Annotated in this window: 16 protein-coding genes; 9 read left to right on the forward strand and 7 right to left on the reverse strand. The window is 57.8% G+C overall.

Features of this window, described 5'->3' with window-relative positions; genetic code table 11:
• Positions 1–154 precede the first annotated feature (154 nt).
• The 5 genes from ACR0KS_RS03925 (at position 155) to glmM (ending at position 5637) form a co-directional block, all read left to right on the forward strand.
• A complete protein-coding gene (locus tag ACR0KS_RS03925) occupies positions 155–796 on the forward strand; it encodes a cell wall hydrolase (RefSeq protein WP_170383715.1) in 642 nt (213 codons plus the stop codon).
• Between the two features lie 73 nt (positions 797–869).
• Positions 870–2240 (forward strand): multicopper oxidase family protein, encoded by a 1371-nt coding sequence (locus tag ACR0KS_RS03930; protein ID WP_170562833.1) that lies wholly within the window; start codon positions 870–872, stop codon positions 2238–2240.
• A 102-nt stretch (positions 2241–2342) separates the two neighbouring features.
• Positions 2343–3263 carry a dihydroneopterin aldolase gene (locus ACR0KS_RS03935; protein ID WP_170562836.1) on the forward strand — a complete coding sequence of 307 codons (921 nt, stop codon included), beginning with the start codon at positions 2343–2345 and terminating at the stop codon, positions 3261–3263.
• The gene (gene folP, locus ACR0KS_RS03940) at positions 3260–4258 is read left to right on the forward strand and encodes a dihydropteroate synthase (protein WP_170562839.1); all 999 of its coding nucleotides are present in this window, start codon (positions 3260–3262) and stop codon (positions 4256–4258) included. Before ACR0KS_RS03935 ends, folP begins: the two co-directional genes overlap by 4 nt.
• 35 nt (positions 4259–4293) lie before the next feature.
• Positions 4294–5637, forward strand: coding sequence for a phosphoglucosamine mutase (gene glmM / locus ACR0KS_RS03945; RefSeq protein WP_170562842.1), 1344 nt, complete (start codon positions 4294–4296; stop codon positions 5635–5637).
• Here the strand turns inward: glmM and ACR0KS_RS03950 are convergent.
• Both ACR0KS_RS03950 and ilvC read right to left on the reverse strand, forming a co-directional pair.
• Positions 5634–6536 (reverse strand): DMT family transporter, encoded by a 903-nt coding sequence (locus tag ACR0KS_RS03950; RefSeq protein ID WP_170562844.1) that lies wholly within the window; start codon positions 6534–6536, stop codon positions 5634–5636. The two genes, glmM and ACR0KS_RS03950, sit on opposite strands and share 4 nt — an antisense overlap.
• Positions 6537–6602: 66 nt before the next feature.
• Complete coding sequence (gene ilvC / locus ACR0KS_RS03955) at positions 6603–7625, reverse strand: ketol-acid reductoisomerase (RefSeq protein ID WP_170383727.1); 1023 nt, start codon at positions 7623–7625, stop codon at positions 6603–6605.
• Between the two features lie 132 nt (positions 7626–7757).
• Between ilvC and ACR0KS_RS03960 the strand changes: the two genes are divergently transcribed.
• Both ACR0KS_RS03960 and ACR0KS_RS03965 read left to right on the forward strand, forming a co-directional pair.
• Positions 7758–8213, forward strand: a complete 456-nt coding sequence (locus ACR0KS_RS03960; RefSeq protein ID WP_170383729.1) for an Lrp/AsnC family transcriptional regulator — start codon at positions 7758–7760, stop codon at positions 8211–8213.
• On the forward strand, positions 8210–8668 hold the full coding sequence (locus ACR0KS_RS03965; protein ID WP_170383731.1) for an Lrp/AsnC family transcriptional regulator: 459 nt from the start codon (positions 8210–8212) through the stop codon (positions 8666–8668). Before ACR0KS_RS03960 ends, ACR0KS_RS03965 begins: the two co-directional genes overlap by 4 nt.
• Position 8669: 1 nt before the next feature.
• Here ACR0KS_RS03965 and ACR0KS_RS03970 read toward each other — a convergent pair whose 3' ends face one another.
• A complete protein-coding gene (locus tag ACR0KS_RS03970) occupies positions 8670–9470 on the reverse strand; it encodes a GntR family transcriptional regulator (protein ID WP_480693127.1) in 801 nt (266 codons plus the stop codon).
• Positions 9471–9603: 133 nt separating this feature from the next.
• Here ACR0KS_RS03970 and ACR0KS_RS03975 point away from each other — a divergent pair, with 133 nt between their 5' ends.
• The gene (locus ACR0KS_RS03975) at positions 9604–10731 is read left to right on the forward strand and encodes an aminotransferase class V-fold PLP-dependent enzyme (protein WP_170562847.1); all 1128 of its coding nucleotides are present in this window, start codon (positions 9604–9606) and stop codon (positions 10729–10731) included.
• A gap of 10 nt (positions 10732–10741) precedes the next feature.
• On the opposite strand, the gene ACR0KS_RS03980 is transcribed toward ACR0KS_RS03975, so the two are convergent.
• The 3 genes from ACR0KS_RS03980 to ACR0KS_RS03990 form a co-directional block, all read right to left on the reverse strand.
• A complete protein-coding gene (locus tag ACR0KS_RS03980) occupies positions 10742–11938 on the reverse strand; it encodes a UbiH/UbiF family hydroxylase (RefSeq protein ID WP_170562850.1) in 1197 nt (398 codons plus the stop codon).
• A 76-nt stretch (positions 11939–12014) separates the two neighbouring features.
• The gene (locus ACR0KS_RS03985; protein ID WP_170383737.1) at positions 12015–12263 is read right to left on the reverse strand and encodes a hypothetical protein; all 249 of its coding nucleotides are present in this window, start codon (positions 12261–12263) and stop codon (positions 12015–12017) included.
• Positions 12264–12350: 87 nt separating this feature from the next.
• The gene (locus ACR0KS_RS03990) at positions 12351–12995 is read right to left on the reverse strand and encodes a pyrimidine 5'-nucleotidase (protein ID WP_170482567.1); all 645 of its coding nucleotides are present in this window, start codon (positions 12993–12995) and stop codon (positions 12351–12353) included.
• A gap of 100 nt (positions 12996–13095) precedes the next feature.
• On the opposite strand from ACR0KS_RS03990, the gene ACR0KS_RS03995 reads away from it, so the two are divergent.
• Positions 13096–13743, forward strand: coding sequence for a GntR family transcriptional regulator (locus ACR0KS_RS03995; RefSeq protein ID WP_170383741.1), 648 nt, complete (start codon positions 13096–13098; stop codon positions 13741–13743).
• 6 nt (positions 13744–13749) lie between these two features.
• Here the strand turns inward: ACR0KS_RS03995 and ACR0KS_RS04000 are convergent, their stop codons facing one another.
• The gene (locus ACR0KS_RS04000; protein ID WP_170562853.1) at positions 13750–15618 is read right to left on the reverse strand and encodes a glycosyltransferase; all 1869 of its coding nucleotides are present in this window, start codon (positions 15616–15618) and stop codon (positions 13750–13752) included.
• Positions 15619–15625: the final 7 nt, after the last annotated feature.

Genomic DNA, 15625 nt, shown 5'->3' on the forward strand with positions numbered 1-15625 from the left:
CAAAGAGCGCCGTCGTCGATCATTTTTGACGTAACGGCGATTTTCCACTTGCTATTGCACGAAAACTGGACGTTTCCGATTCAATTCGGTATCAGGCTCGTCGCGCCCGCCGGGGGAGGGTATGGCGCGGAACGTGCCTGTGCGAGGTTATCTGATGCTACGATACATAATGGCTGTTGCCACATTGGCAGCAACCGTGCTGCCGAGTGTTTCCGTCGCTGAGAGGGAATCCACTGATACTGCCAAGCGTGAACTTGTGACGCGGAGCGAACCGCCCGGTCAGAATTTCCGTGAATACCTAAATCTGTTCAAGCCGCGAAAATCGGATGAACCGATGAAAATGTCCTATTCCAAGGATTGGCTGGATAAACTTCCGGCCGCAACCGGGGATGAGCACTTTAAATGTCTGGCCGAGGCGCTGTACTTTGAGGCGCGTGGCGAAAGTGTTCGCGGCCAGTTCGCCGTGGCTGAAGTGATCCTGAACAGGGTCAAAAGCAGCCGCTTTCCAGATTCGCTGTGCGGCGTGATCAAGCAGGGAACAGGCAAGAAGTACCAATGCCAGTTCACCTATACCTGCGATGGCCTCAAGGAAGTGATCAACGAGAAAAAGGCGTATGAACGCGTATCGAAAGTTGCGCGGGCGGCCATTGACGGTGTTGTCAACGACATGACCGAAGGTGCTACGCACTATCATACCACCGCGGTTCGTCCTTCCTGGTCGCGTGTGTACAAGGAAACGGCGCGCATTGGTGTGCACATTTTCTATCGTCACAACTATCGGACAGCGAGCAACTAACTGACGCACCCGCGCTGGAAGCTTGCTGGCGCGGGGTGTTTTTTGTCTTATGTTGCGGGCCGGGAGGCCCGCAATGACTTTGAACCGCAGACAATTCATGCAAACGACTGCAGCGGCGGTCGCTCTGCCTAATTTTGGGTGGGCTTCTTACCCTGCGCTTGTCGCCAAGGAAACAGCGCAACAGATCGCCCCGGACGGGTTTTCCGAGACCCGCGTCTGGACATATGGCGGTCAGGTGCCCGGCCCGGAAATCCGGGTGTCGCAAGGCGCGCGGGTTCAGCGAAGATTGTCGAACACTTTGCCTCAACCGACGACCGTTCATTGGCACGGGATTCGCATCGACAACGCAATGGACGGTGTCCCGGGCCTGACTCAGGATGTTGTTCCGACGGGCTCTCATTTTGACTATGATTTCAAGGTGCCGGATGCCGGAACATATTGGTATCACGCGCATAATCGCTCGATGGAGCAGGTCGCGCGGGGGCTGTACGGGCCGTTGATCGTTGAAGAAGCAGTCGCGCCGGACGTCGACCGTGATCTGACCTTGATGTTGGATGATTGGCGGTTGAACCCTGAAACCGCACAAATCATGGACGATTTTGGGAATGGTCATGACCTGAGCCACGCGGGACGACTGGGCAATCTGGTTTCTGTCAATGGCCGGTTTGATCCCGTCTATTCGGTAGGGGGTGGTGAAAGGCTGCGTTTGCGCCTGATCAACGCCTCCAATGCTCGAATATTTGATCTTGGGCTGGATGGACTGAGCGGTTGGATTGTTGCGCTTGACGGAATGCCGTTAGAAGTTCCATTAGCGGTTAGCGACAGATTTCCTTTGGCTCCAGCGCAAAGGACGGACCTGATCGTGGATGTCCGGGCCGAGTCCTCCTCGGTTGCGAACCTCGTGAGTTTTGAAAGGGACGGTAGCTATGGGCTGGTTCGGTTCGACGTGACCGGCCCGTCGAAAACTGCGCGAACCGGAATTACCCCATTGGTCCCGAACCAGATGCCCGACGCCTCGGCGGAAAATGTGCCGTTGCATCGAATGGAGATGCAGGGCGGCGCGATGCGTTGGCTGGAATCGGCAAGGATCGGTGAGTCAGAGCTTTCGGGGCAGGAATTGGCTCAACTCGGGCGGTTCTGGGCGTTAAACGGCGATGCCGAGCGACCGGCAGAGCCGTTTCTGGATGCTCAAAAGGGAACTACTCATAGGATTGAGTTCGTCAACGAGACTGCGTTTCCGCACGCCATGCACCTACACGGTCACCATTTTCGCCTGATCCTTCAGGACGGAACTCTGGGCCCATGGCGCGATACTGTTTTGGTTGAGCGTGGGCAAACCCGCCAAATTGCACTGGTGGCCGATAATCCGGGGGACTGGCTGTTGCATTGCCATATGCTTGGACATGCGGCTTCGGGCATGATGAGCTGGTTTCGTGTCACCTGACGCCGCATTCGACGACTAGAAAGGCGTTTGTTGCGGTGTTATACGCGCCTGCATCGTCTAATTTGGGTAAACCTGTCCCAAAAGCCCGAAAAGGTCCGTTGCATGAGTTCCGAAATCCGTCTTGCTTTTGCGCACCCATCTGAGCGGTCCGAGGCAACTGCCACTCGGGGGCCATTGGACCGCATTTCCCTGCGCGACCATATTGTCGAGGTTGAGATCGGCGCGTTTCAGGCGGAACGCGGCACGACGCAGCGCATCTGCTTTAACATCGTGGTCGAAGTGCGCCCTCTGACGAATCCTATCGACGATGATGTTGACCGGATTCTGTCCTATGACCGTGTGACCGAGGCGATCGCCTACGAACTGGCTGCCGAGCGTCTGAACCTGCTGGAGACACTGGCCGATCGAATAGCGGAACGGATTTTGCTTGAGCCTCAGGCTGTAAGAGCTTTTGTTAGAATAGAAAAACTGGATCGCGGTCCGGGGGCCTTGGGTGTCGAAATCGTGCGTGGTCGGGACATGGTTCACCATGATCTGGTCGAGGAAGAACGCCCGCATCCCCGGCTGGTTTTCCTGTCGAACGAGGCCATTGCGTCTGACAATCTGACCGGTTGGATTGATCAACTGGAAAACCGCAAACGTCCGTTGATCCTGTGTGTTGGCGCTGCGGATATAGCGGTTTCGCAAACAGGGCACGCGATGACACAGCGCCGGATCGACCTTCTTGCCATCGAACAGAATGCGTGGGTGTTGGCTGCGCGGGATCACCGTTGCGTCGTCGTGTCGACCCGAACCGAGTTGGACTGGGCTATGAAGAACGGCCAAATCTGCGTTTGGGCACCGTCCAAGATTGTTCTGGATGCGGTGGATGGACCGTCTGCGGCTCCGTCTGATGCGGTTGCATTGGCTGCGTGGTTCGCCGCGACCTTCGAGGCAAGCGAGATGATGGTAATTGGCGGAGATTTGCCCGAAGCGCCAAAAACCCCGCTGCGCGCTGTGCCCGTGGATCAGGCCCGACTGTGACAGCATACTACCGACCACTGGTTCAGCACGGACCGGCTCGTCCCGATGGGGCAGTGGCCTTGGCCGGGCAGCAGCTCTGGTTTTCTCATGTGGAACGGCTAAGCCGCACGGATGCGCCTATTGTCCTTCCCGCAGCCGAAGTGCCCGATCAGGTTTTGGATCGCTTGACGAGGCCACGCCAGCCGGTTGCAGGTCTGGCGATGGACCGTCCGCAGATCATGGGCATCCTGAACGCCACACCAGACAGTTTCTCGGACGGTGGGGTGCACAACTCCGTCAACGCGGCGCAGGCGGCTGCCCGTGCGATGGTCGCCCATGACGCAAGTATTCTGGATATCGGCGGTGAATCGACGCGACCCGGTGCCTCTTTCGTGCCAGAAGCCGAGGAAATCGCGCGGACTGAACCTCTGATCAGGGCAATCCGGGCTGAAACGAACGCACTGATATCCATCGATACGCGCAAATCTGCTGTTGCAAAGGCCGCGTGGGAGGCAGGCGCGGGGCTGATCAACGATGTCTCGGGTTTTACTTTTGATCCGCAACTGGCCCCGTTTTGTGCCGAGGTCGGTGCGCCGGTTTGCGTGATGCATATGCAGGGCGATCCGGCCACGATGCAGGATAATCCCACCTATGACGACGTGCTGCTGGACGTGTATGATTTTCTAGAGAACCAAGTGGCTTATCTGGAAGGTTTAGGGCTGGATCGAAGCAAGGTTCTGGTTGATCCGGGGATCGGGTTTGGCAAGTCCGAGGCCCATAACCTGACGCTGCTTCAAAACCTTAGTCTGTTTCACGGGCTGGGTTGCCCGATCCTGTTGGGTGTATCGCGCAAGGGCTTTATCGGTCAGATCGGCAAAGAGACGCGCAAGGACGCTCGTGCGCCGGGGTCGATTGCGGTTGGGTTGGCAGGTCTGGCACAAGGGGTGCAGATCCTGCGGGTTCATGACGTCACCGAGACGGCTCAAGCCTTGCGTCTTTGGGCCGCCGTCCGGTAAGCCATCTACAGGCAAGAAATTACGGAGTGACATCTATGCGTAAGCTGTTCGGAACCGACGGGGTGCGGGGCACCGCGAACACGCATCCGATAACCGCTGAGATGGCTCTACGTATCGGAGCAGCGGCCGGGCGGTATTTTCGCAGGGACCAGTCCCGCGCGCACCGCGTTGTAATTGGTAAAGATACCCGGCTGTCAGGGTACATGCTGGAAAACGCACTGACCGCGGGTCTGACCTCGACGGGTATGAACGTGTTGCTGTTGGGACCAGTTCCTACGCCAGCCGTGGGCCTGATGACTCGGTCGATGCGCGCCGATCTGGGTGTTATGATTTCAGCCAGTCACAATCCGGCCGAGGATAACGGGATCAAGTTCTTTGGGCCTGACGGGTTCAAGTTGTCCGATCAGGCAGAGGTTGAGATCGAGAAGTTGATCGAAGAAGGGGTAAGGCCCGCGCAAGCGCAGAACATCGGGCGTGCCAGGCGAGTAGATGACGCGCGTTTTCGCTATGGTGAGCGTGTTAAGTCGTCGCTGCCCCGCGATTTGCGTCTGGATGGTCTAAAAGTGGTAGTGGACTGCGCAAACGGCGCAGCGCACCGAACCGCCCCCGAAGTTCTTTGGGAGCTGGGGGCCGAAGTCATTCCGGTCGGCGTCACGCCTGACGGTAAGAACATCAACTTGAATTGCGGTTCAACAAAGCCCCGGCTGGCCGCCGAAACGGTGGTCGCACATGGCGCAGACGTTGGGATATGCCTCGATGGTGATGCTGATCGCGTTGTCATGATTGATGAGCACGGGCAGGTGGCCGACGGTGACCAATTGATGGCTCTGCTGGCTACGTGCTGGGCCAAGTCGGACCTGCTGCGGGGCGGCGCTTTGGTTGCAACCGTCATGTCCAACCTCGGGTTGGAGAGGCATCTCACCGCTCAGGGTTTGCGATTGGAACGAACGGCGGTCGGTGACCGCTATGTGGTTGAGCGGATGCGCGAAGGCGGGTTCAATCTGGGTGGCGAGCAATCCGGCCACATCGTCATGAGCGACTATGCTACGACCGGCGACGGTCTGATGGCCGGGCTGCATTTCCTTGCTGAAATGGTTCAATCCGGTCGCAAGGCGTCAGAGCTTTCGGTGCAATTTGAGACCGTTCCGCAATTGCTGAAAAACGTGCGTTACGCAGATGGGCAAACTCCGCTTGAAGTCGCAAGCGTTCAAGCCGCGATCGCAGACGCCGAAGCGCGTTTGAACGGGCAGGGTCGTCTGCTGATCCGCAAGTCCGGCACTGAGCCTTTGATCCGCGTTATGGCAGAGTGTGAGGATGACGCCCTGTTGACGCAAGTTGTGGATGGGATTGTGGCGGAAGTTGAGGCCGTCGCAGGTTAACGGCCGAACAACATCTTGCGCAGGCTGAACCACTGGCTGATCGCCAATCCGGTCAGGATCATGGCAAGGGCGACAAAGAACCGAAGGGGCAAGGCTTCGGACAAAATCCATGCGCCAAAAACCATCGACCAGATCGGCACTTGGTAATTCACCAGCGTCAGAAAGACCGATCCCGCACTGCGAATGATTGAAACGCGCAGCAAGGTGGCGAGCGCCGTTGGCACCAGGCCCAGTGCGATGATGGCGAGGCTTGGACGAGTGCCTTCCCAAGCCGGTAATCCTTCGGTCATCAGCATGATGGGAAGCAATATGATCGCGCCAACCAATAGGGTCAGGGCGGCCAGAACCACTGGATCAATCGGCGGGCACCGTCGTGTGAAGATGGACGCGCAGGCGTAGCACAGTGCGGCGCTGACGCAGGCCAATTGCGCCAAAGGTTCCGCGCCTTGTCCGATTTGCGCCAATCCCGGTCCGATCAGCACCAGCGCGCCAGAAAACCCCAGGCAGACGCCCAGGAACCGACGTGCATTCATTGGCTCATCCGAGAAGAAATGCGCCAGCGGCAGAACCATCAGGGGGATCGCGGCCATCGACAGGCCGGCAAAGGCTGATGGTACATGTTGCTGACCCCAGCTCAGCAGCAGGAAGGGTAGGGCCGAGGACAGGATGCCGATGATCACTATCGACCACCACAGCCCCAAGGAAAATCCCGGCAATCGTCGTTTTGTGACGGCCATCAGCCCCAGCAATGTCACCGCGCCCAAAGTGGTGCGGGCGGTTGCGACAGTGATCGGTCCGTACCCCTCAAGCGCCATGGCGACGACCATGAATGTGCCGCCCCAGATCAGGCCCAGAGAGAAAACGCCGCTCCAGTCGCGGGATGTGGGTTGATCGACCATTTGCGCCCTCCGGCCCCGACAAAAAAGGCGACCCGTGGGCCGCCTTTTCGCACTATCCCAAAAGGATCAGTTCTTTTCCTTGTCGACCATTTTACCGGCCGAGATCCAGGGCATCATGGCGCGCAGTTTGGCACCGGTTTCCTCGATCATGTGCTCGTCATTGGCGCGGCGCGACGCTTTGATGGTCGGCTGGCCAACGGCGTTTTCCAGCATGAAGTCACGAACGAATTTACCCTGCTGGATGTCGTTCAGAACCTCTTTCATACGCGCTTTGGTCTCGTCGTATTTCAGGATACGCGGGCCGGTCACGTACTGGCCGTACTCAGCGGTGTTCGAGATCGAGTAATCCATGTTGGCGATGCCGCCTTCATAGATCAGGTCAACGATCAGCTTCACTTCGTGCAGACACTCGAAATATGCCATCTCAGGCGCATAGCCTGCCTCGACCAGTGTTTCAAAGCCACAGCGGATCAGCTCAACCAGACCGCCGCACAGAACAGCCTGTTCACCGAACAGGTCGGTTTCACATTCTTCGCGGAAGTTGGTTTCGATGATGCCCGAGCGACCGCCACCGATGGCCGAGCAGTAGGACAGACCAATTTCCAGCGCCTTGCCGGTCGCGTCGTTGTCCACGGCAACCAAGCAGGGAACGCCGCCGCCTTTGACATATTCGCCGCGCACGGTGTGACCTGGGCCTTTGGGGGCCATCATGATGACGTCGACGCCTTCTTTCGGCTCGATCAGGCCAAAGTGGACGTTCAGGCCGTGGGCGAAGGCGATGGCCGAGCCGGGCTTGATGTTGTCATGCACGTATTTCTTGTAGGTTTCGGCCTGCAGTTCGTCGGGCATGGTGAACATGATGACATCACACCAAGCGGCGGCTTCCGCGATGCCCATCACGGTCAGACCTTCGGCTTCGGCTTTCTTGGCAGATGCCGAGCCTTCGCGCAGCGCGACGACCAGGTTCTTGGCGCCCGAGTCACGCAGGTTCAGTGCGTGGGCGTGGCCTTGGCTGCCGTAGCCCAGGATGGCCACTTTCTTGTCTTTGATCAGGTTGATGTCGCAATCGCGATCGTAATAGACGCGCATGTCGCTGGTCCTTTCTGTTTAACTTGGCGACGGTTCTACTAGTCATCTTTAGGGATGGCGATAGCGTTTCCCTTGTTATTCCACTTGGTTTGTGAGAATTTATTCGCTCGATTGCGATAATTGCGAAAAATCATGCTTGATGACATAGATCGGCGAATCCTGCGCCACTTTCAATCTGATCCCAGCTTGTCCACTGCGGAATTGGCCGAACGCAGCCGCATTAGCGCAAGCCTGTGTTGGCGTCGCATAGAGAAGATGCAGGAAGCCGGCGTGATCGAAGGGCAGGAGGCCGTCATCGATTGGGCCGCGCTGGGATATGCTGTGGAAGTGTCTCTCCGGGTCACGCTGGATAAAACGCAACCCCGCGCATTTGACGAGTTCACAGCAGCCGCACGTCAGGTCGCCGAGGTCATAGAGATTCAGACGTTTCTTGGCCGGGTGGATGTGCGGCTGTCGGTCTTGGCGCGGGATATGTCCCATTATCAGCAGCTCTATCGGGATCAGATTCTGACCCTTCCGCATATCGCGGATATCGAGGCCCTGATGCATATCGCGCGCGTCAAAAGCGAAGTGGTTCTTCCGGTATGACTGAATTGGATGAGATCGACCGCAAAATCCTCCGCGCTTTGGTGCAAGAGGCATCGCAAAGCGCAGGGGCGCTGGGGCGTAAGCTGGGACTATCGCAACCCGCCACGTGGCGCCGCATTCGCAGGCTGGAAGACGCCGGAGTGATAAAGGGGCGTCGTCTGCGTTTGAACGCAGAAGCGCTGGGTTTTGGCGTGACCGTGTTCCTTGGGGTGAAATTGGCACGCAAAGGGCAGGTCAGTCTTGAGGACTTTGAACGCGCGGTAAGCGCGATCCCCGAAGTCCAAACAGTCGAGCATGTTCTGGGGCTGTATGATTACCGCCTACGAGTCGTCGCGCGCGATTTGGCGGACTTTGAACGTGTTCTGCGGCGGCGGATCATGACCTTGCCCGGTGCCGGAGACGTGGAAGCAAACGTTCTTCTGAGTGAAGAACGCCTGCCTGGACCAATCGGATAGGTCAGTATTTAGTGCGGAAGCAATACCCCGGATGATGGGTCATCCGCGCAAAGGTCATCGGTTGTCCATCTTTCCAAGTGGTGCGTTCGAGCTGGATCATCGACGCCCCGGCTGTTGTTCCCATGAATTCGGCAAGGCGACTGTCTGCCGAAACTGCACTGAATGCGACTTCGGCTTCGGTGAACGGCGCGGCGCTCAACAACCATTCATGCGGGCCGTGCGTGCCCAAATCTGCGTGCTCAACCTCTGGAACGGCGTTGATGTTGATCCAGCGTTCTTCCAACTGAAACGGACGGTTATCTGCGTAGTGCATACAAATAACATGCAGGACCGGTACGTCGGGCGAAACGCCAAGTTGCGACGCCAGCCAGCCGGGGCTTGTCTCGACGTTTCTTTCCACCAGTGAGTAGCGGTAGGTGGAGTTCTGGTTTTCAACAGTCTGTCGCGCCAGAGAAAACTCAAGTTTCGCATGCTTGCTTGGCTCTTTCTTGACGCGCGTTCCACTTTTGCGCTTTCTCTCGACGAACCCTTGTTCAGCCAATTCGCGCAAAGCTCGGTTCACAGTGGCGCGCGCACAATTAAATTCTTCTGCGAGTTGCGTTTCGGTAGGCAGCAATGAGCCTTGTGGCCACACACGCGTTTCGATCTGCCTTTTAACCTCGTCACGTACAACCTGAAAACTTATCCGTTTTTGTGCCGTCACGTCCAAAAATACCTTTCTTCTATAAAGTGAGCTTATCTGGTCAGAAACACGTAACAGTGTAAAGGTCGCTGGCCCTGCTTGGCGTTGTTTATCGGGCAATTTCCGTGCGGTAAGGGTGAATTTTCTGTTGATGTTGCCACCTTCACTGGGGTCAAGTGGCGAAAGTAAGGGGCTGGCCTGTCGAGGATGGTTTCATTCCCCTGGTCGCCGACACAATTTGAAAGGACAAATCATGCCAGCGCTATTGGATACGGTTGATCCCAACGGGCTCGAGGAGTTCTCGGTTGTTTTCACGGATCGGTCCTTGAATCACATGTCTGTCCAGTTTCAACTGATTATGCGCGGTATTTCGGGGATGTTGAAAGACGTCTACAACGCGGATGCCGTCGCGATTATTCCCGGCGGGGGTACTTTCGGGATGGAAGCCGTTGCCCGCCAATTCGCACGCGACAAGAATGTACTGGTTGTTCGGAATGGGTGGTTTTCCTATCGGTGGAGCCAGATCATTGAGACTGGTGGTCTGACGGCGTCGTCGACGGTGCTCAAGGCTCGACAGGTGGGGAACTCCAGCCCTTCGCCTTTTGCCCCAGCCCCGATTGAGGAGGTTGTCTCGGCCATTCGTGAACAGCGGCCCGAAGTGGTTTTTGCGCCCCATGTGGAAACGTCGGCGGGTGTCATTCTACCAGATGGGTATGTGACGGCGATGGCCAGCGCCGCTCATGAAGTTGGTGCGTTGATGGTTCTGGACTGCATCGCCTCCGGGTGCGCCTGGGTCGATATGAAGGCTACTGGCGTTGATGTTTTGATCTCGGCTCCGCAAAAAGGCTGGAGCGCGTCGCCCTGCGCTGGATTGGTCATGTTGTCAGAACGCGCCGAAGCGCGGCTGGACGAAACATCGTCCGACAGCTTTGCGATTGACCTGAAGAAATGGCGTCAGATCATGGAGGCCTATGAATCCGGTGGACATGCCTATCACGCCACAATGCCGACGGACGCATTGCGCGATTTCCACGATACGATGGTTGAAACCAAAGACTATGGGTTTGAAAAGCTGCGCGATGCGCAATGGGCGCTGGGGGACGGTGTTCGCGCGATGCTACAGGACAAAGGCGTGATATCAGTCGCCGCAGACGGCTTTGGCGCGCCGGGCGTTGTGGTCAGCTATACTGCCGATCCCGAAGTTCAAAACGGTAAGAAATTTGCTGCCTTGGGCATGCAGATTGCAGCCGGTGTTCCACTGCAATGTGATGAACCCGAAGGTTTCAGCACTTTCCGGCTGGGTCTGTTTGGCCTGGACAAGCTCTACGACGTTGATGGAACGATTGCCCGTTTGAGGCGTGTTCTGGATCAGGTTCTTTAAGCGCCGGGCTTCAGCGCACGCCAAGACCCATCTGCATCAGTGTCTTGCGCACCGGCGGCAAGGAATAGAGAGCATTCAGGCCCATCGCCCGCGCATCTCTCAGCGGGCGCGTTTCGATCATGGAGGCGCGGTTGAGAAGGTCGATGCCTTTGACCCTCATCGCAATCTCGGTGTGGCGGGCTTTGTGATAGGCATCCAGCATTTGCGTGTCACCCAGACCGTCCGGCCGTGCCTGTGCAAGGTCCAGCAGGCTGCGCAGATCGCCCAGCGACATGTTCAAACCTTGCGCGCCGATAGGCGGCACGACATGCGCGGCCTCGGCCATCAAAGCTATCCTTTCCCCGGACAGACGTTCCGCTGACTGGCTGATGATTGGCCAGATGGTTCGCCGTGACGCGAGTTTGAGCGGCCCGAACAACCCGCAAGAGCGTTCGGTCATCGCGGCCTCAAACGCCTGCGGTTCTGAATTCAGCAATTCAACGGCGCGCGGTCCACGCTCCATCCACACAACTGCGGACGAAGGTTGGCCCTGCCAGTCTGGAAGGGGGACCAGAGTGAAGGGGCCGCCGGATCGGTGAATCTCGGTCGAGACGTTGTCGTGCGGAATGGGGTGCGTAACCGCAAAGGCCAACGCCTTTTGCCCGTAACGCGTTGTTTGTACAGGAATTCCGGCTGCTTCGCGCATCGGAGAGCCGCGCCCATCGGCGGCCACAACAAGTTTGCAGGAAACGCGGCTGCCATCACTCAGACCAACACGGGCATGAGCCGTACGTGTGAACAGGCTGACGGTTCCGGTGCCGGGACGGAAATCGACATTTGGAAGTTCGGCCAGACGGTTCACCATCTCGCGGCGCAGCAACCAGTTCGGCAGGTTCCACCCGAACGGCTGATCCGAAATGTCGGCGGCATCAAAGTCCCTTACAACGCGCGGTTCGGGAACGTCGCCGCCTGCATCCACGATACGCATGATTTGCAGAGGGGCCGCATGTGGGGCCAGTTTCTCCCACAGCCCGCACTGTTCAAGCAGCCCACGCGCGGGCTGCAGAAACGCCGTGGTCCGCATGTCAGACCCGTCGACATCGCGTTCGGTAATAGGTGGCGCGGGGTCGACGCATACTACGTCGAATCCGGCTGTCCCAAGGGCTGCCGCAGCAGTCAACCCGGCGATCCCGCCGCCGGAAATCAGGATGTCACAGCTGTCAGTCATGGCCTCGGTCTCCGTATCTTGGGCAGAACCTAGTGCGGTTCCAAGGCACGCGCCAAGTGACATCCTGTCCCGTGTCTCAGCCTCGTGAAATGAGGATGAGGATCAGGAACATCACCGGCACCATCATAACGGCAGGGATGTAAAGGCCCGGCAGACCGAACAAAAGGGCCGAACAGCCCCACATGCTAAAGATCGCCAGGGCGGTATAGCCCCAATCTTCGGCCTCGCCATGGGCGGCGTCTTTGGCCATCCAGCCAAACAGGGGAATTGCAAACAATAGGCGCTGCCAGATTGGCAGGCGCCGAGGGGCCTCGATCGCGCTCATGGATATCTCCGATTCTGTTCGTCGCTGAGGCGCATATAGGGGCGATGCTGCACCTGCAAAATGTGCAGAACGTCGCAGTGCGACAGCCTATCGCAGCCGGGCGAGGAACGCGGTCAGATCGTCCGTGTGATGGTGGATATGGTCGGCTTTGTGCGGCTCGGGCGCGACATGGACAGTGCGCATTCCCATTTCGTGCGGAGCCGCCAGATTGCGGGGATCATCCTCGAACATGGCCGCCTTGGTCGTGTCGATGCCATCCTGCTGAAAAATCGCTTCAAACGCGGCTTTTTCCGGTTTAGGGCGGTAGCCTGCATGTTCAACGCCATAAATCGCGTCGAAAAGTCCGCTCAGGCCGCGGGCCTCAAGCACACGTTCCGCGTATGGTGCGCTGCCGTTTGTATAAACAATCCGTCGGCCGGGTAGCGAACGTATGTGATCTGCCAGTTCTGCATCGGGGTCCATGTGGCTCGTGTCTACTTGATGTACGGCATGCAGGTATGGGTCAGGGTCCAGATCATGTTCTGCCATCAAACCCGCCAGCGTCGTGCCATATTGACGCCAGTACTGCGAACGCAAACGATCCGCCTCGGCCCGGTCCACGCCAATGGCCTGCACCACGTAGTCGGTCATCAGCACCTCGATCTGATCGAACAGGCGCATATGGGGCGGGTACAGAGTATTGTCGAGGTCGAACACCCATTGGGTGACGTGAACAAAAGCAGGTTTGACCATGCCTAGGGTTTAGGCCGCTGTGAACCTGTTTTCAATGCTGCACTTGATTGGTGGGGGCTGAGACGGATAGACAGGTCCGAACGAGGAGACGAACCATCCCATGCCCCAGTCCAAACAGTCCAACAGGGACGCCTACAGCCTAATCTTGGAAGCGATCGACGTCGGGGTTTACAAGCCCGGCGACCGGCTGGTCGAAAGCGAACTGGCGGAACGGTTCGGGGTATCCCGGACACCAATCCGCGAAGCTCTGCAACGTCTGGAAACGCAGTCGCTGCTGGAACGAGACGGGCGGTCGTTGATCGTGGCCTCGCTGGACCACAACCAGATGGCCGAGCTTTACGTGGTGCGGCGCGAGTTGGAAGGTCTGGCGGCAAGCCTGGCGGCAAAACACGCCACCGAGGAAGAAATCAAGGTTCTGCAGGACATGGTGGCCGCGGACGACGCTTTGGTAGACGATCCGACGGCGCTGTCTCGTGCCAACCGCCGGTTCCACGAACAGATCCACCTAGCCTCGCACAACCGTTATCTGGTTCAGCAACTGGATCTGGTGCACCGAACGATGGCTTTGATGGCGACGACCTCTTTGGCCGTGCAAGGGCGCGGTGAAATTGCTCAGAGCGAACACAAGGGCATCGTTGAAGCGATTGCCGCCCGTGATGAGGTCGCAGCGGCACAAGCTCTGAAAGAGCATATCTCGGTTGCTTTCATGACCCGCCTTAAACAGGACGCTGTGCGCCGAGAAAACTGAGCCCCATCAAGGGGTATTCTCTTCGCTGGCCTGTCCGTGCTGGGTTTTGTCCCAGAAAAACGGGTTTCCGATCAATTCCCACAGGGCTTTGTACGCTGCTGCGACTCCAAGTGGAAAATACAGCGGCATGGTCGGCACCCAAGGTACAAGGAACCGCCGCTCGTGGGCGCAGACCGCTAGAATGCCCACGACGAGGTTTGTGAGTTCTGCCGCCATAAACAGGTAAATCAGCCAAACCATGAGGCCGTGCGGCATCAATGCGTCCAAAGGACTGTTGAACCCAAGGGCAGTAAGCCAGAACGCCCAAAGCGCCGGAGCCAGCAGAAACTGCCCGACTGTGCCTAGAAAGAACGCCTGAAAGCCCAGGAATTTCAAAAACCCGAGCTCTTTCCACAGCCGAACCGGGGCGCGCATGTGAACGAGATATGTGACCATGAACCCCTTGAGCCACCGAGAACGCTGCTTCACCCAAGGCCAGGCGCGGAAATTGGCCTCCTCGAATGTTGTGGTATCCACCATCTCGGCGCGGTATCCCGCACGGCTTAACCGGACGCCAAGATCAGCGTCTTCCGTAACATTGTGGGCGTCCCATCCACCCAGCTCTAACAGCTTGTCACGCCGGAAGAAAAATGTCGTACCTCCCAGCGGCACCACAAGGCCCATGCGCGCGATGCCTTGCAGCAGCACGCGGAACCAGCTGTTATATTCGATTGTAAAGCAGCGCGACCTCCAGTTGGTGCGCGGGTTGTAATAGTCCAGCACCCCCTGAAGGCAGACAACGTCTTTGTCCGCGTTAGCGAAGTGCGCCACCACCCGTTCGATCTGATCGGGCTGAGGCGCATCTTCGGCGTCCCACACGCCCAAAATGTCTCCTCGGCAAAAATCCAACGCATAGTTCATAGCTCTGGGTTTGGTGGTCAGTCCATTTAGCGCGGGCACCTCTATAGTTCTGATCCATGAGGGTAGGTCCACGTTGGCCAAAACTGTGCGCGTCACCTCGTCGGTTTCTTCAAGAACCAGAATGACATCCAGCAATGCCTTTGGGTACGTCAGGCGTTGCAACCTTTGTATCAGGGCGTTGGCGATTTCCTTTTCCTTGAACAAAGGAACCATGATCGACACGCAGGGCAGCGGGTTGGGTAAAACGTGGCGGTCACTTGTATCGCGCTTGGTTTGATGAACCAGAAAAGCGATCAGTCCGCACAGGCGAAGCCCAAAGAAAAGGATCAACGAACCTATTGCGGCCGTCAAAAGCAACAAAAGACCCGCATCTGGAAAGCAGATGAACAGGGCGGCCACGGCAATCAGTGCCACCGTAGGTCCGGCACGTGCGCGGGGCGTCCAGGTTCGGCAACTGTGCCTTTCGTTCACGCGCGTCTCGGCAGCGGCCGCAAGGGTTGACGCAAAGGTGGCTGCAATCGCGCGGTCTATCTCGCTTGGCGCGGCAAGAACGGGTACGGCTGTAAAATCAGCGCCATTCAGATGTTCTCGAACGGTGGCAAAGCGGTCGGGCCGTGCGGTCGCGACCAACAGGATTGGCCCGACGCGCATCCAGGGAACGACGTTGTGCTCAAGCCAAAAGTTGACTGGCTTGATGGAACACAGTTCTTCGGAAGGGGGTAAATTCGTTAGGTCAGCGAACTGAAGATGATTTTGGTCGGCAAGCGCGTTCATCACATCCTGGCGGCTCACCCATCCTTTCGCCACAAGGATCTCACCCAGCGCAACATCCTGTCCGGACCTTAGATCTAGGGCAGAGTCGAGCTGCGCTTGCGTGATCAGGCCACGATCAATCAGGCAGGCGCCCAGAGGTTTTCTGACCCGCGCAGATATCGGCGGGGCGTGTACGAAGCGCCGCTGGTTCAGCTCGACCATGAAAAAA

It is taken from the genome of Ruegeria sp. BC7 (assembly GCF_056539165.1).